The 21550-nt window shown below is 68.3% G+C and carries 14 protein-coding genes and 6 pseudogenes; 16 read left to right on the forward strand and 4 right to left on the reverse strand.

From position 1 onward, the window contains the following. Position 1: 1 nt before the first annotated feature. The 16 genes and pseudogenes from IPM60_17080 (at position 2) to IPM60_17155 (ending at position 18281) form a co-directional block, all read left to right on the forward strand. Positions 2-1090 (forward strand): annotated as a pseudogene (locus IPM60_17080) (phospho-N-acetylmuramoyl-pentapeptide-transferase). Between the two features lie 7 nt (positions 1091-1097). Continuing rightward, a pseudogene (locus IPM60_17085) lies at positions 1098-2469 on the forward strand (UDP-N-acetylmuramoyl-L-alanine--D-glutamate ligase). Beyond that, positions 2466-3558 (forward strand): annotated as a pseudogene (locus IPM60_17090) (cell division protein FtsW). The pseudogenes IPM60_17085 and IPM60_17090 overlap by 4 nt, the downstream one beginning before the upstream one ends. A gap of 24 nt (positions 3559-3582) precedes the next feature. Further along, a pseudogene (gene murG, locus IPM60_17095) lies at positions 3583-4745 on the forward strand (undecaprenyldiphospho-muramoylpentapeptide beta-N-acetylglucosaminyltransferase). Further along, on the forward strand, positions 4742-6199 hold the full coding sequence (locus IPM60_17100) for a UDP-N-acetylmuramate--L-alanine ligase (protein ID MBK8909513.1): 1458 nt from the start codon (positions 4742-4744) through the stop codon (positions 6197-6199). Before murG ends, IPM60_17100 begins: the two are co-directional and overlap by 4 nt. Beyond that, positions 6196-7149 carry a UDP-N-acetylmuramate dehydrogenase gene (gene murB, locus IPM60_17105; protein ID MBK8909514.1) on the forward strand — a complete coding sequence of 318 codons (954 nt, stop codon included), beginning with the start codon at positions 6196-6198 and terminating at the stop codon, positions 7147-7149. The genes IPM60_17100 and murB overlap by 4 nt, the downstream gene beginning before the upstream one ends. Next, complete coding sequence (locus IPM60_17110; GenBank protein ID MBK8909515.1) at positions 7146-8045, forward strand: D-alanine--D-alanine ligase; 900 nt, start codon at positions 7146-7148, stop codon at positions 8043-8045. The genes murB and IPM60_17110 overlap by 4 nt, the downstream gene beginning before the upstream one ends. Further along, the gene (locus tag IPM60_17115) at positions 8033-8905 is read left to right on the forward strand and encodes an FtsQ-type POTRA domain-containing protein (GenBank protein ID MBK8909516.1); all 873 of its coding nucleotides are present in this window, start codon (positions 8033-8035) and stop codon (positions 8903-8905) included. Before IPM60_17110 ends, IPM60_17115 begins: the two co-directional genes overlap by 13 nt. Positions 8906-8962: 57 nt before the next feature. After that, positions 8963-10201, forward strand: coding sequence for a cell division protein FtsA (gene ftsA, locus IPM60_17120; GenBank protein MBK8909517.1), 1239 nt, complete (start codon positions 8963-8965; stop codon positions 10199-10201). Positions 10202-10241: 40 nt separating this feature from the next. Then, positions 10242-11783 (forward strand): cell division protein FtsZ, encoded by a 1542-nt coding sequence (gene ftsZ, locus IPM60_17125; GenBank protein ID MBK8909518.1) that lies wholly within the window; start codon positions 10242-10244, stop codon positions 11781-11783. 200 nt (positions 11784-11983) lie between these two features. Beyond that, on the forward strand, positions 11984-12970 hold the full coding sequence (locus IPM60_17130; GenBank protein ID MBK8909519.1) for a UDP-3-O-acyl-N-acetylglucosamine deacetylase: 987 nt from the start codon (positions 11984-11986) through the stop codon (positions 12968-12970). Positions 12971-13079: 109 nt separating this feature from the next. Further along, a complete protein-coding gene (locus IPM60_17135) occupies positions 13080-13949 on the forward strand; it encodes an outer membrane protein assembly factor BamD (protein MBK8909520.1) in 870 nt (289 codons plus the stop codon). A 9-nt stretch (positions 13950-13958) separates the two neighbouring features. Next, positions 13959-15653 carry a DNA repair protein RecN gene (gene recN, locus IPM60_17140; protein ID MBK8909521.1) on the forward strand — a complete coding sequence of 565 codons (1695 nt, stop codon included), beginning with the start codon at positions 13959-13961 and terminating at the stop codon, positions 15651-15653. Beyond that, entirely contained in the window at positions 15650-17749 is a 2100-nt protein-coding gene (ligA, locus tag IPM60_17145) for an NAD-dependent DNA ligase LigA (protein MBK8909522.1), read from the forward strand. The genes recN and ligA overlap by 4 nt, the downstream gene beginning before the upstream one ends. A 39-nt stretch (positions 17750-17788) precedes the next feature. Then, a pseudogene (locus tag IPM60_17150) lies at positions 17789-18068 on the forward strand (type II toxin-antitoxin system RelE/ParE family toxin). Positions 18069-18095: 27 nt separating this feature from the next. After that, positions 18096-18281 (forward strand): annotated as a pseudogene (locus tag IPM60_17155) (HigA family addiction module antidote protein). A 207-nt stretch (positions 18282-18488) separates the two neighbouring features. Here IPM60_17155 and IPM60_17160 read toward each other — a convergent pair. From IPM60_17160 to IPM60_17175, 4 genes are all read right to left on the reverse strand, one after another. After that, complete coding sequence (locus IPM60_17160; protein MBK8909523.1) at positions 18489-18911, reverse strand: type II toxin-antitoxin system VapC family toxin; 423 nt, start codon at positions 18909-18911, stop codon at positions 18489-18491. Positions 18912-18917: 6 nt separating this feature from the next. Then, complete coding sequence (locus IPM60_17165) at positions 18918-19157, reverse strand: type II toxin-antitoxin system Phd/YefM family antitoxin (GenBank protein MBK8909524.1); 240 nt, start codon at positions 19155-19157, stop codon at positions 18918-18920. Positions 19158-19187: 30 nt separating this feature from the next. Then, positions 19188-19358 carry a hypothetical protein gene (locus tag IPM60_17170; protein MBK8909525.1) on the reverse strand — a complete coding sequence of 57 codons (171 nt, stop codon included), beginning with the start codon at positions 19356-19358 and terminating at the stop codon, positions 19188-19190. A 162-nt stretch (positions 19359-19520) separates the two neighbouring features. Beyond that, positions 19521-21479 (reverse strand): acetoacetate--CoA ligase, encoded by a 1959-nt coding sequence (locus IPM60_17175; protein ID MBK8909526.1) that lies wholly within the window; start codon positions 21477-21479, stop codon positions 19521-19523. Positions 21480-21550 lie beyond the last annotated feature (71 nt).

A 21550-nucleotide genomic window follows, 5' to 3' on the forward strand; every position in this document is an offset into this window, starting at 1 on the left:
CGTGCTGTATCACCTGCTCTTCCCCCTGGCAGACCAGATCTCGTTCCTGAACGTGTTCCGCTACCTCACGTTTCGGACGGCGGGCGCGGTGGTGACCGCGCTGGTCATCAGCTTCATCCTGGGGCCGTGGCTGATCCGCTGGCTGAAAGCGCCAGCCGCGGCGGCCAGCCGATCCGCGACGACGGGCCGGAGAGCCATCTGCTGACCAAGAAGGGCACGCCGACCATGGGCGGCTTTCTGATCCTGATCGCGCTTGCTCTGTCGACCCTGCTGTGGGCCGACCTCGGCAACGGCTTCATCTGGGTGGTGCTGTGCGTCACCATCGGCTACGGCACCATCGGCTTCCTCGACGACTACCGCAAGGTCGCGCTCCGCAACTCGAAGGGCATTCCGCCGCGGCTTAAGCTGTTGCTGCAGCTTGCGATCGCCGGGGTGGCGGCGGTATGGATCACGGCGCTGACGACCCCCGACCTGCGTCAGACCCTTGCTGTCCCGTTCTTCAAGGACGTGCTGCTGCATCTCGGCTGGTTCTTCGTGCTCTTCGGCGATGCTGGTCATCGTCGGCGCGTCCAATGCCGTCAACCTGACCGACGGCCTGGACGGCCTCGCCATCGTGCCGGTGATGATCGCCGCCGCCACCTTCGCGCTGATCGCCTATCTCGCCGGCAACGCCATCTTCGCCAACTACCTGCAGATCCACCACGTGCCCGGCTCCGGCGAGCTGGCCGTGCTGTGCGGCGCGTTGATCGGCGCCGGGCTGGGCTTCCTCTGGTTCAACGCGCCGCCGGCCATGGTCTTCATGGGCGACACCGGCTCGCTGGCCTGCGGCGGCGCGCTCGGCGCCATCGCGGTCGCCACCAAGCACGAGCTGGTGCTGGCCATCATCGGCGGCCTGTTCGTGCTCGAGACCGTCTCGGTGATCGTCCAGGTCGTGTCGTTCAAGCTGACCGGCAAGCGCGTCTTCCGCATGGCGCCGCTGCACCACCACTTCGAGAAGAAGGGCTGGGCGGAGCCCACCATCGTCATCCGCTTCTGGATCATCGCCTCGATCCTGGCGTTGGCCGGCTTGGCGACGCTGAAGCTCAGGTGAGGCGGCGATGACGATCGATCTCACCGTCCTCGGTCCCCACCCCGTCGCCGTTCTCGGCCTCGGCCGCAGCGGCCTCGCTTCAGCTCAGGCGCTGGCGGCGAGCGGAATCGCTTGCTGGGCATGGGACGACGACGCATCGGCCCGAGCGCGCGCGGCGGTTGCCGGCGTTTCGCCGGTTGATCTTGCTACCGTTGATCTGTCCCAGGCGAAGGTGCTGGTGCTGAGCCCCGGCATCCCGCACGGGCATCCTTACGCGCATCCGGTCGTCGAGCGGGCTCGGCAGGCTGGCTGCTCAGTCGTCTGCGATGTGGAGCTGCTCGGCCAGGCGCAGCCCGACGCGGTGTTCGTCGGCATCACCGGCACCAACGGCAAGTCGACCACGACGGCGCTGATCGGCCACATCCTTGCGCACGCCGGGCGGCGCTGCGCCGTCGGCGCCAACATCGGCGTTGCGGCTCTGACCCTGCCGCCGCTCGGGGCCGGCGGCATCTACGTGCTGGAGCTGTCGTCCTACCAACTCGAATTGATGCCGACACTGGCGTTGTACGTCGCCGTTCTGCTCAACATCAGCCCCGACCACCTCGACCGCCACGGCGGCATGGACGGCTACGTTTCCGCCAAGCGCCGCGTTTTCCGGGGCCAGTCGGCGGGCGCCACCGCCGTCATAGGCGTCGACGACGCCGGCAGCCGCGCCATTCGCGACGGCCTTCCGCCCGAGACCGTGATCCCGATCTCCGGCCACGGTGGCGTTGCGGGCGGGGTCTACGCGGAGGGCGGGCTTCTCATGGACGCGCGCCGCGGCGCGGCGACGGCGGTCCTGGATCTGAGCGCGGCGCCGGCCCTTCCCGGCGCGCACAACGCCCAGAACGCCGCAGCGGCGTTCGCGACGGCGGCGGCGCTGGGGGTTGAGCGCGACGTCATCGCCGCCGCGATCTGCAGCTTCCGCGGCCTCGCCCATCGCCAGGAACTGGTCGCGGTGATCGATGACATCGCCTACGTCAACGACAGTAAGGCGACCAATGCGGACGCCGCGGCGCGGGCGCTCGCCTGCTACGACGCCGTCTACTGGATTGCCGGCGGGCGCGCCAAGGAGGGTGGGCTTGCCGGCCGTCGCCCCCCACCTCGCGCGCGTCCGCCACGCTTTCCTGATCGGCGAGGCGGCGGAGCCGTTTGCGGCCGAACTCGCCGGCCGGGTGCCGACCAGCCTGTGCGGCACCCTGGCTGCGGCCGTTGCCGCGGCGCGGGCCCAGGCCCACAGCAATGGCGTCGCTCGTCCCACGGTGCTGCTCTCGCCGGCGTGCGCGTCCTTCGACCAGTTCGAGAATTTCGAGGCGCGCGGCGACAGCTTTCGGCATCTGGTGGAGGCGATCGGCGCATGACCACATTCGCCCGCACCGACACCAGTTTGCTGAGCCGCTGGTGGTGGACCGTCGACCGATGGACCCTCGGCGCCGTCCTGTTGATGGTGTCCGCCGGCGTGGTGCTCATCATGGCGGCGTCGCCGGCGGTGGCGGAACGCTTCGGCTACCAGGCATTTCATTTCGCCCAGCGCCAGTATGCCTATCTTCCGCTGGCGCTCGCCGCGTTGTTTCTGACCTCGACCGAGGCGTGCTGGCGCCGCATTGGCGTCGTGGCATTCTGCGTGGCGCTGGTGCTCACCGCTGCTCACCCTCTTCCTCGGGCTGGAGATCAACGGGGCGACCTCGCTGGCTCTGATCGGCGGCCGTCTCGATCCAGCCGTCGGAGTTCCTCAAGCCGGCCTTTGCCGTGGTCTCGGCGTGGCTGATCAGCGCCGGGCGGATCGATGCGCGCTTTCCCGGCGGCATCCTGGCGCTGCTGGTCGGCGCGACCGTGCGCTGCTGCTGCTGCCGCAGCCGGACCTCGGCATGGACCGTGATGGTGGCCTTCGGTGTGGGGCGTGCAGTTGTTCCTTGCCGGCCTGCCGCTGACCGTGATCGTGCTGATCGGCTTTCTGTTCCTTGCCGCCGGGGTCGGCGCCTATTTCACCTTCAACCACGTGCATATGCGCGTCGATCACTTCCTCGACCCGACCGCCGGCGACGGCTTCCAGGTAAGCCAAGCGTTGGACGCCTTCCGCCAGGGCGGGCTGGTTCGGCCGCGGTCCGGGCGAGGGTCGGGTCAAGGAAATCCTCCCCGACGCCCATTCCGATTTCATCCTTGCCGTCGCCGGCGAGGAGTTCGGCCTGGTCGTCTGTCTCCTGATCGTCGGCCTGTTCGCGTTCGTGGTGCTGAGGGGGTTTGCGCGGGCGCTCAAGGACGAAGACATGTTCGTGATCCTGGCCGCCGCCGGCCTGCTCGCCCAGTTCGGCCTTCAGGCCCTGGTCAACATGGCGTCGACCATTCACCTGATCCCGCCCAAGGGCATCACCTTGCCGTTCATCTCCTACGGCGGCTCGTCGCTGCTGGCGGTGGGGCTGGGCATGGGCATGGTGCTGGCGCTGACCCGCCGGCGCCCGGCGGCTGGGGTCTGGATGACCCCGCCATTCCCCGATCATGCCGCCGCGGCGGCCCCGCTGGTCGTCCTTGCCGCTGGCGGCACCGGTGGCCACATGTTCCCGGCGGAATCGCTTGCGTCGGAGTTGATGTCGCGCGGCGTCCGTCTGGCGCTGTTCACCGACCGCCGCGGCGGCGTCTTCGGCGGGACCCTTGATGCGCTCGAGGTGCATCGTCTCCATGCCGGCGCCGTCGCCGGTGGCAGCCTGGCGCAACGCATGGTCAGCCTGTACCGGCAGGCGCGAGGCTTCGTGCAGGCGCGAAGGCTGCTGAAGCGCCTGAAGCCGGACGCGGTGGTCGGCTTCGGTGGCTATGCGTCCGTGCCGACGATGCTGGCCGCAGTGTCCACGGCTCCCCGCATGCCGACGGTGATCCACGAGCAGAACGCCGTGCTCGGCCGGGCGAACCGGCTTGTCGTCAGCCGCGTTGACCGCATCGCCACCGTATTCGGACAAGTCAAAGGCGTTCCCCCCGCTGCCGCCGCCAAAGTCGTGCGGGTCGGCATGCCGGTGCGCGCGGCGTTCCTGAAGAGCCGCGCGGCGCCCTATCCCGACCTGAACCACAGCAGCACCATCCACATTCTCGTGCTCGGCGGTAGTCAAGGCGCCCAGGTGTTCGCCGAGGTGGTGCCGGTGGCGCTGGCCCCCTGCCTCCGGCGCTCAGCGGCCGGATCCGGGTCGCGCAGCAATGCCGCCGGGAGGACCTGGACACGGTCCGCGAGACGTATCGCAGCATCGGCGTCGAAGCGCAGGTGTCGATGTTTTTCCGCGATGTGCCGGAGCGACTGGCCGCAAGCCACCTGCTGATCGCCCGCGCCGGCGCCTCCACGGTGGCCGAGATGGCCATCGTCGGACGCCCCGCGATACTCGTTCCGTATCCTCACGCCGCCGACGGTCACCAGGCCGCCAATGCCCTCGCCGCCGCCGCGGCCGGCGCCGCGTGGGTGTTCCCGCAATCTAAGTTCACGCCCGATGCCTTGGCAGAATGCCTGGACTACGTCTTTGCCGACCCGGAACACCTCTATCAGGCCGTGGAACGGGCCTGGACGTTCGGTCAGCCCGAGGCGGCCGAACGGTTCGCCGACGTCGTGTGCGAGCTTCTCGCCATGGCCGGCGGACCTGAGGGGAGGGCAGCGGCATGAAGACGCTCCCCCTCGACGTCGGCACCATCCATTTCGTCGGCATCGGCGGCATCGGCATGAGCGGCATCGCCGAGGTGCTGCACAATCTCGGCTACGCCGTCCAGGGCAGCGACCTCGCCGACAACGCCAACACGGCGCGGCTGCGGGCGCTCGGCATTCCGGTCCGCATCGGCCACGACGCGGCCAACCTCGGCGAAGCGCGGGTGGTCGTCGTCTCCACGGCGGTGCGGGGCGACAACCCGGAGGTAGCCGCCGCCCGCAGGGGCTTGGTGCCGGTGGTGCGCCGCGCCGAAATGCTGGCTCAGATCATGCGGCTCAAGTGGTCGATCGCCGTAGGCGGCACCCACGGCAAGACGACGACCACGTCACTGATTGCTTCGGTCCTATACGCCGCCGGGAAGGACCCGACGGTCATCAACGGCGGCATCATCAATGCGTGGGGCTCCAACGCCCGGCTCGGCGACGGCGACTGGGTGGTCGCCGAAGCGGATGAATCCGACGGCACCTTCCTCAAGCTGCCGGCAACGGTCTGCGTCGTCACCAACATCGATCCCGAGCATCTCGATCACTTCGGCAACTTTGATGCGTTGCGGGAAGCATTCGTCGCCTTCATCTCCAGCGTGCCGTTCTACGGGTTCGCCGCGCTGTGCACTGATCACCCTGAAGTCCAAGGGATCCTGCCTCGGGTCTCTGATCGTCGCATCGTCACCTACGGCTTCAGCCCGCAAGCCGATGTCCGCGCCGTCAACGTCGAGGCGAAGGCCGGCGGCGGCATGGGTTTCGACGCCATCATCGCCGATCGACGGAGCGAGACCGTGCGGCGGATCGACGGCCTCCGCCTGCCGATGATCGGCCGCCACAACGTCCAGAACGCGCTCGCAGCGGTGGCGGTCGCCGCCGAGCTCGGCATCGGTGACGAGGTGCTGGCCGATGCGCTGGCCACATTCGGCGGGGTCAACCGCCGCTTCACCCGCACCGGCGAAGTCGACGGCATCACCATCATTGACGACTACGGCCATCACCCCGTCGAAATCGCCGCGGTGCTGGAGGCGGCGCGGAACGTCACGGACGGTCGCGTCATCGCCGTCGTCCAACCCCATCGCTACACCCGCCTGCACTCGCTGTTCGGAGAGTTCTGCGCCTGCTTCAACGATGCCGACGCCGTCGTGGTCGCCGACGTGTATGCCGCCGGCGAGGCCCCCATCGCCGGCGCCGACCGCGACGCGCTGGTCGCGGGACTGCGGGCCCATGGTCATCGCCGCGCCCTGCCGCTTGCCAGCGCCGACGACTTGGCCGCCACCGTCGATGAGTTGGCGGCGCCGGGCGATCTGGTGGTCTGCCTCGGCGCCGGCACCATCACCCGATGGGCCCACGACCTGCCGGGCCGGCTGGCCGAGATCCGCCGCCAGCCGATGCGACCTTCGTCGATGCCCGACGAGAGGGCGGCACGATGATGCCGGCGCTCCATCATTCACACGGGCTGATCGAGCGGTTGCCGATGGTGCGTGGCCGCTACACCGCGGGGGCGCCGCTCTCCGGCGTCACCTGGTTCCGCGTCGGCGGCCCGGCGGAGGTCCTGTATCGGCCCGCCGACGCCGACGATCTGGCCGCCTTCCTCGCCGCCAGGCCCAAGGATGTTCCGCTGACCGTCCTCGGCGTCGGCTCGAACGTGCTGGTCCGCGACGGTGGCGTGCCGGGGGTGGTCATCCGCCTCGGACGCGCGTTCGCGGCGACCGAGACGCGGGGGACGGAGATTGTCGCCGGCGCCGGCGCGCTCGACGTCACCGTCGCGCGTGTCGCGTCCGACTCCGGGATCGCCGGCCTGGAATTCCTGATCGGCATCCCGGGGACGATCGGCGGCGCGCTCCGCATGAATGCCGGCGCCTTCGGCGGCGAGATCAAGGACGTGGTGGTTGCCGTCGACGCCCTCGATCCGGCCGGCGACCGCAAGAGCCTTGAGCCTGACGACCTCGGCTTCGGCTACCGTTCGAGCGCCGTGCCCGAAGACTGGATCTTCGTCGGCGCGCGTCTCGTCGGCAGGCCCGACGAGCCCGACGTCATTGCCCGGCGCATAGAGGACATCCGCACCCGACGCGACGCGACGCAGCCGACCCGCGTGCGCACCGGCGGCAGCACCTTCGCCAATCCGCCCGGCCATTCGGCATGGCGCCTGATCGACGCGGCCGGTTGCCGCGGACTCAGGGTCGGTGGCGCCGTCGTCTCGGAGAAGCACTGCAACTTCCTGATCAACACCGGATCGGCGACCGCCGCCGACCTGGAAGCGCTCGGCGAGGAGGTGCGACGCCGGGTATTCGAAACCTCGGGCGTCCGTCTCGATTGGGAGATCCGCCGCATCGGCGTTCCGACGGCGGCGCCCGCGATCCGCGGGGTTTCGCAGCCATGACCCATGTCGCGGTGCTGATGGGCGGATGGTCGGCGGAGCGGGAGGTGTCGCTGGTGAGCGGCGCCGCCTGCGCCGAGGCGTTGCGGGCGGCCGGCTACGACGTCACCGCCATCGACGTGCGGCGGGATGTGGCGGCGCTCCTCGCCGCCCTGACGCCGGCGCCGGACGTGGCGTTCAACGCGCTGCACGGGCGCTACGGCGAGGACGGCTGCATCCAGGGACTGCTGAACATCCTGGGCGTCCCCTACACCCATTCAGGCCTGCTCGCGTCGGCATTGGCGATGGACAAGCCGATGGCGCAGCGCCTGTGCGCCCATGCCGGCATACCGGTGCCGGAGCATCGGGTAGTGGATCGCCGCGCCGTTGCCGCCGGCGCGGCGATGTCGCCCCCCTACGTGCTGAAGCCCCTCAACGAGGGCTCCAGCGTCGGCGTGCACATCGTGCTGGAGGGCGAGGCGTCGCCCCTTGCCGACGGCGACTGGAGCTTCGGCGACCAGGTCATGATCGAGCGCTTCATTCCGGGTCGCGAACTGACGGTGGCAGTAATGGGCGAGCGGGCGCTCACCGTTACCGAAATCACCACGGCCCGCGGGTTCTACGACTACGACGCCAAATATGCGCCCGGCGGCTCCGTGCATGTCGTGCCGGCGGACCTGGAGTCGACGGTGTTCGAAGAAGCGCTGCGCCTGGCGCGGCTCGCCCACGCCACGCTCGGCTGCCGCGGCGTGTCCCGCGCCGACTTCCGCTTCGACGGCCGCGCCCTCTTCCTGCTCGAGGTCAACACCCAGCCGGGCATGACGCCGACGTCGCTGGTCCCGGAGCAGGCCGCCCACGTCGGCCTCGCGTTTCCGGATTTGGTTCGCTGGATGGTGGAGAACGCCCAATGCGACTCCTGAAGGTTCCATCGTGGCGGATCCCCGCCGGCGGCGGCGCGGCGCGGCGCGGGCAGGGTCGGAAGCGCGTTCTGCCGTGGTGGCGGACGCGATCAGCGCGGGTCGGCGTGACGCTCCTCGGCGGGCTGCTGGTCATCGCCGGCCTCGGCGCCGTGGTGCACTCCGGCTGGCCCGCGCGGGTCGCCGATCGGCTGGTGCAGGCGGCGGTCGCCGCCACCGTCGACGCCGGTCTGGGCGTGCGGGAGATCTACGTCGCTGGTCGCCACGAGACGTCCCGCGCCGCCATCCTGGACGCCCTCGCCATCTCGCGGGAGACGCCGATCCTGGCGATCGATCTCGAAGCGGCGAAGGTGCGGGTCGCGGCGCTGCCGTGGGTGCGCAGTGTTTCGATCGAACGGGTGCTGCCCGACGCCATCATTGTCCGCATCCGAGAGCGCCGGCCGCTGGCTCTGTGGCAGCACAACGGCGCCTTCGCGGTGGTCGATAGCGACGGCGCGGTGATCGACGACCGCAACGTCGGCCGGTTCAGTGACTTGCTGGTCGTCGTCGGCGACGATGCCCCCGGCCACGCGGCGGACATCATCGCCATGCTGAGCCGCCATCCGATGCTGCAGCAGCAGGTCCAGGCCGGGGTGCGCCGCGGCGGCCGCCGCTGGGACCTCCGCCTCACCAACGGCATTGACATCCGGTTGCCGGAGGAGGGCGTGGCGGAGGCGCTGGCGCGCCTCGACGACTACCAGGCGCGGCACGACGTGCTCGGCCGCCGCATCACGGTGCTCGACCTCCGCTTTCCCGATCAGGTCATCGTTCGCCAGGCGGCGCCTCCGGAGGAAACTTTGGTGAAACAGGGTCGGGACACATGAACGCAAACGGCCGAGGCCACTGACGTGAAGAAGAATGCCAGAACGGCGCCAGCAAGGATGCGCAGCGGGCGTCTCGCCGCGCTCGACGTGGGCACGACCAAGATCGCCTGCCTGATCGCAGAGCCGGCGATGGAGGGGGACCTCCGCATCGTCGGCTTCGGGCACCACGAGTCCTATGGGGTGCGCCGCGGCAACATTGTCGACCTCGACGCCGCGGAGACGGCGATTCGAGCGACCGTCGAGGCGGCGGAACGGATGGCCGGAGAGAACATCCGGGAGGTCGTGGTCAACGTCACCGCCGGCGTGCCGCGCTCGCGCCTGATCCCCCACGAGGTGGCGATCGCCGGCCACGAGATCGGCGACGTCGATCTCCGCCGCATTCTCGACAGCTCCGCCATCCTTCACGAGATTCCCGAAGACCACGACGTGCTGCACGCGGTGCCGGTCGGGTACAGCGTCGACAGCACGCGCGGCGTCCGTGATCCGCGCGGCATGTTCGGCCAGCGCCTCGGCGTCAACCTGCACGTCATCAGCGCCGCGAGCGGGCCGGTGCGCAACCTCGCCACCTGCATCTACCGCTGCCACCTCGACATCGCCAAGAAGGTGGTGTCGCCCTACGCTGCGGCGCTCGGCAGCCTCAACGGCGATGAGGCGGATCTCGGCGTCACCGTCATCGACATGGGCGGCGGCACCACGACGTTCGCCGTGTTCTTCGACGGCGAGGTCATCCACACCGACACGATCTCGGTCGGGGGCGCACAGGTCACCAGCGACATCGCCCGCGGCCTGTCGACGCCGCTGGTGCAGGCGGAACGCATCAAGACGTTGTTCGGGAGTTGCGTCCCGTCGCCGACGGACAACCGCTTTGTCATCGAGGTGCCGCCGATGGGCGAAGAACCGACGGGGGAGCCAAGCCAGATACCGCGCACCAATCTGGTTGGGATCATCGCCCCGCGGATGGAGGAGATCTTCGAGATGGTGCGCTCGGGGCTGGAGGACGCCGGTTTCGACCGGCTATCCGGGCGCCTGGTGGTCCTCACCGGCGGCGCCTGTCAGCTTCCCGGCGCGGCGGAGCTGGCGGGCAAGATTTTGGACAGGCAGGTGCGCATCGGCCGACCGCGGCCGATGCCGGGCCTGCCGGACGCGGCGTCAGGGCCGGCCTTCGCCACGGCGATGGGTTTGCTGCGTTACGCCGCCGAGAACACCGCGGAGGCCGACACGACCCTCTACCAACCCGCGGAAAAACTGCCGGGCCGCTTCGGCCGGCTCGGCCACTGGCTGCGAGAGAACTTCTAGGGCCCACAAAACTGGCATGACATCTGGAGTGGAGGCAAACATGACCATCAATTTCAGCATACCCACCAAGGCACCGGTTCCCGAGTTGAAGCCGCACATCACCGTCATCGGCGTCGGCGGCGCCGGCTGCAACGCCGTCAACAACATGATCCGGTCCCACCTCGAAGGCGTCGACTTCGTTGTCGCCAACACCGACGCCCAGGCCCTGGCACAGTCCATCTCGGAGCGTCGAGTCCAGCTCGGCGTGACGATAACCCAGGGGCTGGGCGCAGGATCCCGGCCGGACATCGGGCGCATCGCCTCGGAAGAATCACTCGAGGAAATCGTCGAGCAGCTTCGCGGCTCGAACATGGTTTTCATCGCCGCCGGCATGGGCGGCGGCACCGGCACCGGCGCCGCCCCGGTCATCGCCCGCGCCGCGCGCGAACAGGGCATCCTTACCGTCGGCGTAGTGACCAAGCCGTTCCATTTCGAGGGCGGCCACCGCATGCGCATAGCCGAAAAGGGCATCAGCGAGCTGGAGCAGTTCGTTGACACCCTGATCATCATTCCCAACCAGAACCTGTTCCGGGTCGCCAACGAAAAGACCACCTTCGCCGACGCCTTCAAGATGGCCGACGACGTGCTCCAGTCGGGAGTTCGCGGCGTCACCGATCTGATGGTTTGCCCGGGCCAGATCAACCTCGACTTCGCCGACATCCGGGCGGTGATGAGCGAGATGGGCAAGGCGATGATGGGCACCGGGGAGGCCTCCGGCGAGCGCCGGGCGCTGGAGGCGGCGGAGGCCGCGATCTCCAACCCGCTGCTCGACGATGCCACGATGAAGGGCGCCCGCGGCATTCTCATCAACGTCACCGGCGGCGACGACATGACGCTCTTCGAGGTGGACGAGGCCGTCAATCGCATCCGTTCCGAAGTCGACCCGGAAGCCGGGATCATCTTCGGCACGACGTTCGATAACGACATGAACGGGGTGATGCGGGTGTCGGTGGTGGCGACCGGCATGGATATCGACGCATCGGCCAAACCGGTACCGACCTTGCTCAACTTGTCCGATGCCGTCTCCAAGCAGCGCCCGACAGAGCAGAAGATCGTCGTCGGCAACACGGCCGTCGCGGCGATGCCCGATGCCGAGACCGAAGCCCACCACCACCGCTACAGCCTCGGCAACGGCTCAACCGGTGGCCAACCCGCTGCCGCCCAGAGTGCCGCTTTGCACGAAGCGGCATCGACGGACGAGGCCGCGGCCCCGTCGAACGACGTCCAGCGGGACGCGTTCATCCCTCCGCAGCCGGTCGACGCCGCTAACGCGGCGGCGCCTCAGGCCGGGTCAGGTCATGTGGGCGAAGATCGTCCGGCGAAGCACGGCGTTGCGCAATTGATCGCCCGGGTCACCGGCGCCGGCCGCGCAACGCGTCCGACTATCGTTGATTCGGGGACCGAGCGAGGCCGCAGCGAGCCGCACCCGTTGGAGCGGCCGCGGCGGTTGGGTGGTGTCAAGGCCGATGAGCGGCTGCCAGTGTCGGAGCCGACTGAAGATCTCCTCGATATCCCTGCGTTTCTGCGCCGCCAGGCAAACTGAGCAACCTTGGGTCTCGCAGGGTAACACTTGGTAACACAAGGTGATTTGAGTGCTTCCGGTGTTCTTGTTACCAGTTCACGTGAGGCACTCCACAAGGGAGTGGACGGTACAGACGAGCGGCGACAGGGCGTCAGCGTGCCCCGTTGCCGCAGCGTTTTGCGAGCGGGAACTCCAGCCGTGCGGGACATGACGTGCGAGAGATGACGACAGGCGTGTACACCGAGAGTCCGAGCGTCGAACGGTTCGACGCTCGGAGGTTTGTCGCGCAGAAGACGCTCAGGAGCCCTATCCACTGCTCGGGGGTGGGCCTCCATTCCGGCGCGTCGGTGTCGATCCGGCTGCGGCCGGCGGAGCCGAACACCGGCATCAACTTCGTTCGCACCGACCTCGGCGGCAACACGGTCATTCCCGCCATCTGGAGCAATGTCGTCGACACGCGGCTGTGCACGGCCGTCGCCCGTGACGGGGTGTCGGTCGCGACGGTGGAGCACCTGATGGCGGCTCTGGCCGGCCTCGGCATCGACAACGTGGTAGTCGAGGTCGACGGGCCGGAGTTGCCGATAATGGACGGCAGCGCCGCGCCCTTCGTGTTCCTGATCGAGTGCGCCGGCGTCGTGGATCAGGTCAGTCCTCGTCGTGCGTTGAGGATGTTGTCTCCCGTGACCGTCGAAAGCGACGGCTGGTCGGCCACTCTCGGCCCCGGCAACGGGTTCTCGGTGACCATGGAGATCGATTTCGAGAGCGGCGCCATCGCCCGCCAGACCATCAACCTCGGCCTGCACAAGGGCATGTTCAAGCGCGAGTTGGCGCGGGCGCGGACCTTCGGTTTTCTCGACGACGTCGAGCGCCTGCGGGCCGCCGGTCTGGCCCGCGGCGGTTCGCTGGACAACGTCGTGGTGGTGAGCGGCGACGCGGTCCTGAACGACGAAGGATTGCGCTACGAGGACGAGTTCGTGCGCCACAAGGCGCTCGATGCAGTGGGTGATCTTTACCTCGCCGGCGCGCCGATCATCGGCCATTTCGAGGGCATTTGCACCGGTCACTTTGCCAACAACAAGCTTCTGAAGGCATTGTTCGAATCGGAAGAATCGTGGGCTTGGGACATGGTCCGCTCCGGCGATGACACGGCAGCCCGTCCCGTCGCATCCTGGCAGGCGAGCCGCCTCGCCCGCGCCGTCGGTCTCTGACCTGTCGCCGGGCGCGGACGCCAACCTCGAACAGCATCGTCTCAGCCGCTCCCGCGATGACCTTAGTTTTAGGGGCGGTGTCTCTGCCTTGCGTTCTCCCGGTGCAGGCATGATAAGATCGTGGCGCACTTCGGGACGTGGGAGAGGACGCTTGATCAGTCATGGTCGCAAGCTGCGGGTAGGCCGCTGTCGCGGCAAGGGCTTTGCGGCGACACTTGCGCTGGCCGCATTGCTTGGGGTCGTGGCGTGCTCTTCCGACGACGAGGTGGCGTACGAGGAACGGCCGGTCACGGAGCTCTATGACGAGGCCATGGTCTCCATGAAGGACGAGGAGTACAAGAAGGCCGCCGTAGCCTTCGACGAGGTGGAGCGACAGCACCCGTACTCGCCGTGGGCGACGCAAGCGCAGTTGATGGCGGCCTACGCCCATTACGAGGCAAACGAATACATCGACGCCATTGCCGCCCTCGACCGCTACATCCGGCTGCATCCGGCCAATCCGGATGTCCCGTACGCGTACTACCTCAAGGGTCTCTCCTACTACGAGCAGATCTCCGACGTGAGTCGCGACCAGCGGATGACGGAGGACGCTCTCGCCGCCTTCACCGAGCTGGTCGCCCGCTATCCGGAGAGCGAATACGCCCGCGACGCCAGGCTCAAGCTCGACCTCATCAATGATCATCTCGCCGGCAAAGAGATGACCGTCGGCCGGTATTACCTGCGCCAGGGCCACTACCTCGCCGCCATCAACCGCTTTCAGCGCGTGGTCGCCCAATACGAAACGACGACGCACGTCCCCGAGGCGCTGCACCGCCTGGTGGAGGCGTACATGGCTCTCGGCCTGACCGAGGAGGCGCGCAAGTCGGCGGCCGTCCTTGGCCACAACTTCCCGGGCAGCGAGTGGTACATCGATTCGTATGAGCTGGTCGAGAACAAGGACTCCCGGCCCGAACAGGAGCCCTGGTACAAGCCCTGGTGATTGGGGAGCATGCTGGCCGCGCTCACCATTCGCGATGTCGTCCTCATCGACCGTCTGGAGCTCGAGTTTGGCAGCGGCCTCGCCGCGCTGACCGGCGAGACAGGAGCCGGCAAGTCCATTCTGCTGGACGCCCTGGGGCTGGCGCTCGGCAGCCGCGCCGACGCCAGGCTGGTCCGCCACGGTTCTTCGCACGCCTCGGTCAGCGCCCGCTTCGAGGTCGCCGCCGATCACCCGGCGTACACGATGCTGCAGGAGCAGGGGATCGGTGCATCAGACGACGGCATCGTGCTGCGCCGGACGCTCGGCGCCGACGGCCGCTCCCGCGCCTACATCAATGACCAGCCCGTCGGCGTCGCCCTGCTCCGCCAGGTCGGCGAGACCCTGGTTGAGATCCACGGCCAGTTCGAAAGCCAGCGCCTGCTCGATCCCGCGAGTCACCGCGAACTGCTTGACGCCTATGGCGGGACCCAACCCAGCGCCACCGCCACGGCGTTCCGCGACTGGCGCGATGCGTCGCGGGCGCGCCGCGCCGCCGCCGAGGCGCTGGAGGCTGCCAAACGCGACGAGGATTACCTTCGCCACGTCGTCGCCGAACTGGAAAAGCTGGATCCCCAGGTCGGGGAGGAAGCGGAGCTTGCCGAACGCCGTGCCTTCCTGATGAACGCGGAGAAGCTTGCGGTGGCTCTCGAAGACGCCGCTCGCGAACTGAGCGGAGGCGAGCGCAGCGTCGATGCGGCGCTGCGAGGCGCCCTCCGCCACCTGGAGCGCATCGCCGAGCGGGTGGAGGGTCGTCTTGAGCCAGTGATCGCCAGCCTGGAGCGGGCCGCATCGGAGGCCGAAGAGGCGGAGGCGCAGCTCAACCGGGTCGCCGCCGATCTCGATCTGGATCCGCGCCATCTGGAAGAGGCGGAAGAGCGCCTGTTCGCGCTTCGCGCCCTCGCACGCAAACACGCCTGCGCTGTCGACGATCTGGCGAGGCTACGCGACGACCTGACCGCGCGGCTGCTGGCGCTCGAAGACGGGTCGGATCGGCTGGCCAGGTTGCGGGAAGATGAACAGGCGGCGCGTCGGCGTTATCAGGATGCCGCGGCGGCGTTGAGCGCGGCGCGCCGCGACGCCGCAGTGCGTCTGGACGCGGCGGTGGCCGACGAGTTGGAGCCGCTCCGCCTCGGCAAGGCGACCTTCGTCACCGGGATCGACACCCTGGATGACAAGGACTGGGGCGAGGCCGGCTGGGACCGGGTCGCGTTCGAGATTGCGACCAACCCCGGCATGCCGCCCGGCCCGATCAGCCGCATCGCGTCCGGCGGCGAACTCGCCCGCTTCATGCTGGCGCTCAAAGTGGTGCTCGCCCGCGCCGACCCGATCTCGACCTTGATCTTCGACGAGGTCGACGCCGGCATCGGCGGCGCCGTCGCCGCTGCGGTCGGAGAACGCTTGGCGCGCCTAGCGCACGACGTGCAGGTCCTGGTCGTCACCCATTCTCCGCAGGTGGCGGCCCGCGGCGACAGCCACTGGCGGATCAGCAAGATGGCCGACGCCGATCGCACCACGACCATCGTCGAAGGCCTAGATGCCGATGGCCGCAAGGAGGAAATCGCCCGCATGCTGGCCGGCGCCCGCATCACCGACGAGGCCCGCGCCGCCGCCGACCGCCTGTTGCACGTCACGCCGCAAAGCCCTCTGCAAGGCACTGGCACATGACGCCGGGGACGCTTCGGGAGATTTCCGTGGAACGGCTGACGCACGATCAAGCCGAGCAGGAACTGGAGGCCCTGGCGGCTGAGATCGCCGGTCACGACAAGGCCTACCACCAGGACGACGCGCCGATCGTCACCGACGCCGAGTACGATTCGCTGCGGCGGCGCAACGAGGCGATCGAGGCGCGCTTCCCGGACCTGGTCCGCGATGACAGCCCGGCGAAGCGGGTCGGCGCACCGCCTGCGGCGGCATTCGCCAAGGTGACCCACCGCCGGCCGATGCTGTCCCTCGCCAACGCCTTCAGCGAGGGCGAGTTGCGCGAGTTCGTCGCTAGCGTCCGCCGGTTCCTGAAGCCGCTCCGCGACGATCCGAGCCTGCCGCTCGAGATGATGGCCGAACCCAAGATCGACGGCCTCTCGGTGTCGCTCCGCTACGAGCACGGTCGATTCATGCAGGGCGCGACCCGCGGCGATGGCGCCACCGGCGAGGATGTCACCGCGAACCTGCGAACGCTCGCCGACGTCCCCGCACGCATCGACGGCGGGCTGGAGGTCATCGACGTGCGTGGCGAGGTCTATATGAGCCGCGCCGACTTCGCCCAACTCAACGAGCGCCAGCGGGCGGCGGGAGCCAAGGTGTTCGCCAACCCCCGCAACGCCGCCGCCGGATCGTTGCGGCAACTCAACCCCGCCGTCACCGCCGGCCGCCCTCTCCGCTTCTTCGCCTATGCGTGGGGAGAGATCAGCGGAACCGTCGCCGACACCCACGAGCGCTTTCTGGTCCGGCTCGGCGACTGGGGCTTCCACGTCAACCCGGAAGCGCGGCTCTGCCGTGACGTGGACGAGATGCTGGCCTTCTACCGGAACCTGGAGGGACGGCGACCCAGCCTGCCCTACGACATCGACGGCATCGTCTACAAGGTCAACCGTCTCGACTGGCAGGAGCGCCTCGGCAGCGTCAGCCGCGCGCCGCGCTGGGCGATCGCTCAGAAGTTTCCGGCCGAGCGGGCGCAGACCGTGGTCCAGGACATTCGCGTCCAGGTGGGGCGCACCGGCACCCTCACCCCGGTCGCAGAACTGGCGCCGGTGACCGTCGGCGGGGTCGTGGTCTCGCGGGCGACGCTGCACAACGAGGACGAGATCCGCCGCAAGGACGTGCGGGTCGGCGACACCGTGGTCGTGCAGCGCGCCGGCGACGTTATCCCGCAGGTGGTCGCGGTGGTCGCGGAGAAGCGCCCCGCCGGCTCCGGGCCGTTCGCGTTCCCGGACCATTGCCCCGAGTGCGGCAGCATCGCGGTACGCGAGGCGGGGGAAGTAGCGCGCCGCTGCACCGGCGGCCTGATCTGCCCGGCCCAGGCGGTCGAGCGCCTCCGCCACTTCGTGTCCCGTGACGCCTTCGACATCGACGGCCTCGGCGCCAAGCACGCAGAAGCTTTCTGGCGCGACGGCCTGCTCAACGGCCCCGCCGACATCTTCCGGCTGGCAGAGCGCGCCGACGAGATCAGTGAGCGGGAAAAGTGGGGCAAGCGGTCGGTCGACAACCTTCTTGCCGCCATCGACGCCCGACGCCGCATCCCCCTCGACCGCTTCATCTACGCCCTGGGCATCCGCCAGGTCGGCCAAGCGACGGCCCGCCTCCTCGCCCGCCACTACGGCTCGCTCACAGCATGGCGCGCTGCCATGCAGGCGGCCAACGATCCCGACAGCGACGCGTGGCGCGAACTCGTCAACATCGACGGCATCGGCCCGTCGGTGGCGGCCGATCTTGCGGCGTTCTTCGCCGAGCCCCACAACCGGGAGATCCTCGACGACCTGGGCTCGCTGCTGACCATCGAGCCCGTCGCCGCTCCCGCCACCGCAACCGCGTCCCCGGTCGCCGGCAAGACCGTGGTCTTTACCGGCACCCTCGAAACCCAGACCCGCAGCGAAGCCAAGTCCCGCGCCGAGGCCTTGGGCGCCAAGGTCGCCGGCTCCGTCTCCAAGAAGACCGACTACGTCATCATCGGCGCCGACGCCGGCATCAAAGCCCAAAAAGCCGCCGCCCTCGGCGTCACCACCTTGACGGAACAGGAGTGGCTGGAGTTGATCGGCGGCGGTTGACGAGGGTGAAACGCTAAGCGGTTGAGGTGTTGCTGCGACATGATACTGTCATTAAGACACAGGGACCTGGAGCCGCTTTACGAGAACGGCCGGCGCGAGCAAGCTCCAGCCTGACACCGTGGCGAAAATCCGACGCATCTTGGCGCGGATGGACGGCGCTGAGACAGTGAGCGACATTGATGCTCCGGGATTCAGGTTGCACCCCCTCAAGGGAGACCGGCAAGGCTTCTGGGCCGTCTCGGTCACGGGAATCTGGCGCATCATCTTCCGTTTTGTCACCGAGAACGCTGAAGATGTCGATTTGGTCGATTATCACTGAGGATACCCGCAACATGCCCATGTTCGACCGCCTCACCCCGGCGAACACCTCCGCGAGGACTGGCTCACCCCGCTCGGTCTGACGGTGACGCGGTCCGCAGACATCCTCGGCGTCGCCCGCAGGACTCTCGATGCCATCGTCAACGGCCGCGCCGGCATCTCCCTAGATACGGCCATCCGCATCTCCAAAGCCTTCGGCGGCACCTCAAGGTAGTTTTTCCCTTCTACGTGTGCTCCTCCTCGGTAAGTGAATCTTATAATTTTACCGAGCGTTAAAATCCAGGGCAACAAAGGGTGATTTCTCATTTTGCCCATGGCGACGGCATCAAAGACGTCCGAACAGGCGAACCCGGGCTATGCATGCACACGTCGGAATACGCTTCGGCTAATCCACCCGACGCATGAAGCTGGCTTGAGTGTATTACCCGCCATGCGGCAGGGCGGCGAGGCCGCAGCGGCGGGCGGCGGCGGCGAGGGCGCGGTCTTTGGTGGCGAGCGGCAGGGCGCTGCGCAGGGCCAGCTCCAGGTAGGCGGCGTCGTAGGTGGTCAGGTGTTCGGCGCGGGCCAAGGCTAGCACTTGGCGCAGCGCCCGAGCAGGGCCTTCATGGTCCGTGACGATCGGAAGCACGGCGATCGGCTCAAGGCGGGCGCTCGTGTCAGCGGCGCTCAAACGTCCGCAGCGTTCGGCCTGGATCAGCACGTTGCCAAGCTCGAGGTGCCAGAGAGCCGGAACCAGCGCGCCGTCGTCACGCACGCGCTGAAGGATGGCGTCGGTCTCGGGTGAGGCTTCGTCCTCGAAACACCACGCCACCGCCACCGAACAATCGAGAACCAAGCCGGCCACTGCCGCTCACCGGCGTCCTTCATCCCGCAAATCCTTCCAATCGAGATCGCCAAGCGTAACGCCCCGGCGTGCGGCCCTGAGGCGGGCGATGCTCTCGTCCATCCGGGCGCGGTCGGCGGCCGCCTCCGGGACCAGCCGCGCGATTGGCTTGCCGTGCTTGGTGATCACGACCTGCTCGCCGCGCGCGACGCGGTCGAGCAATGCCGAGAAATGGGTCTTGGCCTCAAACGCGCCGACGGTGATCATGACGTTGCCAAATTCAGCCAGAAACTCAGACTAGTCTAACGATTTGGACTGTTGCGGTCCAGCGGGTTGCGGCGATTGCTGACGGCGCATGGTGTCCTGCTGTACGCAGCGCGGAAGGGCGGCGAACGGCACGTTCTCGTTGGCGAACCGCACCGCGCGCAATGCCGGTTCCAGGGGAAACACTCGCTCGTCGCGCAGCATGTCGCCGGCGCAATGGAGACAAACGCGAATGTCCTCCCGGGTCACCCTTCATTGCGAGCAGAGCCGCAGGTCATGCGCGGCAATTCGGGAACCTGATGCGGTGCCATAATCTGGATTGCCACGTCGGTTGCGCCTTCTCGCAACGACAAGCTTGACGACTGATCAGCCCGCCAACTCCGCCAAGTCCTCGTACAGCGCCAGCGCTTCGGGGTTGGCTAGGGCGTCGGTGTTCTTGACGGGGCGGCCGTGGATGGTGTCGCGGACGGCGATCTCGGTGATCTTGCCGCTCTTGGTGCGCGGGATGTCGGCGACCTGGATGACCTTGGCGGGGACGTGGCGGGGGCTGCAGGTGGCGCGGATGTGCGCCTTGATGCGGCTGATCAGCGTCTCGTCCAGCGTCAGCCCGGGCCGCAGCACCACGAACAGCACGATGCGCACGTCGCCCTGCCAGTCCTGGCCGACACAGATCGCCTCCACAACCTCGTCGAGGCGCTCCACCTGACGGTAGATTTCGGCGGTGCCGATGCGCACCCCGCCGGGATTCAGGGTCGCGTCGGAACGGCCGTGGATCACGAACCCGCCATGCGCTGTCCGCTCCACGTAGTCGCCGTGGTGCCAGACGCCCGGAAAGCGCTCGAAGTAGGCGGCCCGGTACTTGACGCCATCCGGGTCGTTCCAGAAGCCGACCGGCATCGACGGGAACGGCGCCGTGCACACCAGTTCGCCCTTGCCGCCGCGCAACGGCTTGCCCTCGTCGTCGAACACGTCGACGGCCATGCCGAGCCCCGCGGTCTGGATCTCGCCCCGCCACACCGGCGCGATCGGGTTCCCGAGGACGAAGCAGGAGATCAGGTCGGTGCCGCCCGCGATGGAGGCCAGATGCAGGTCCGCCTTGATGTCGCGGTAGACGAAGTCGAACGCCTCGGGGGCCAGCGGCGAGCCGGTCGAGGTCATGGTGCGCAACGTCGCGAGCGCGTGGGTTTCGCGCGGCCTCAACCCAGCCTTCGCGACAGCGTCGATGTACTTGGCCGACGTGCCGAACAGGGTCATGCCCTCGCCATCGGCGTAGTCGAACAGCACGTTGCCGTCGGGGTGGAACGGCGAGCCGTCGTAGAGCAAGAGTGTCGCCTGGCTGGCGAGGGCTGAAACCAGCCAGTTCCACATCATCCAGCCGAGGGTAGTGAAATAGAACACCCGGTCGTTCGGCCGGATGTCGCAATGCAGAAGATGCTCCTTCATGTGCTGGAGGAGGGTGCCGCCGGCGCCGTGGATGATGCACTTGGGCACCCCGGTGGTGCCGGACGAATACATGATATAGACGGGGTGGTCGAACGGCAGCCGCCGGAACGGGATGGTCTCCTCGGGCTCGATGTCGGCGACGAATTCCGCCAGCGTCACCGCGTCGGCGATCCCGTCGAGAGGCGGCGCGGCGCGGGTGTAGGGCACGACAACGCAGTGCTGCAGCGTCGGCAGCCTGGGCCGGATCTCGGAAAGCTTGCCCATGACGTCGACAGTCTTGCCGCCGTAGAAGTATCCGTCTGCGGCGAACAGCACCTTGGGCTCGATCTGGCCGAAGCGGTCGAGCACCCCCTGGACGCCGAAGTCGGGCGAACACGACGACCACACGGCGCCGAGGCTGGTGCTCGCCAGCATGGCAATGACCGACTCAGGCATGTTGGGAAGGTACCCTGCGACCCGATCGCCGACGCCGACGCCGGCCTGCCGCAACGCCTGGGCGAGGCGGGACACATCGTCGTACAACTCGCCGAAGGACAGCCGCCGGCGTACCCGATCCTCGCCGCGGAACACGATGGCATCGGCGTCGTCGCGACGGCGCAGAAGGTTTTCGGCGAAGTTGAGCTTGGCTCCCGGGAACCACCGCGCCCCCGGCATACGGCCGCCGTGTTCCAGAACCGGAAGCCCCCACGTTTCGGCGCTGACGAAGGCGAACTCCTTGAGGCTTTGCCAGAACTTCTCCTTCTCGGCGATCGAGAAGGCGTAGAGGGCGGAATAGTCGGGGACGTTGACGTTCCAGTCGCTCCCGACCTCCTCCATGAAGCGGGTCAGGTTGCTCTCCAGGACGCGGCTCCGGCCCGGCCGCCACAGAGGTTCGGACACCATTTGCCTCCCCATGTCTTTCATTTCTCGTGTGCCAGACGCAGTATGCGGAGGCGGTTCGACCCGCGCAATGT

The organism is Rhodospirillales bacterium (assembly GCA_016710335.1).
GTDB lineage: Bacteria > Pseudomonadota > Alphaproteobacteria > Rhodospirillales > Defluviicoccaceae > JADJXQ01.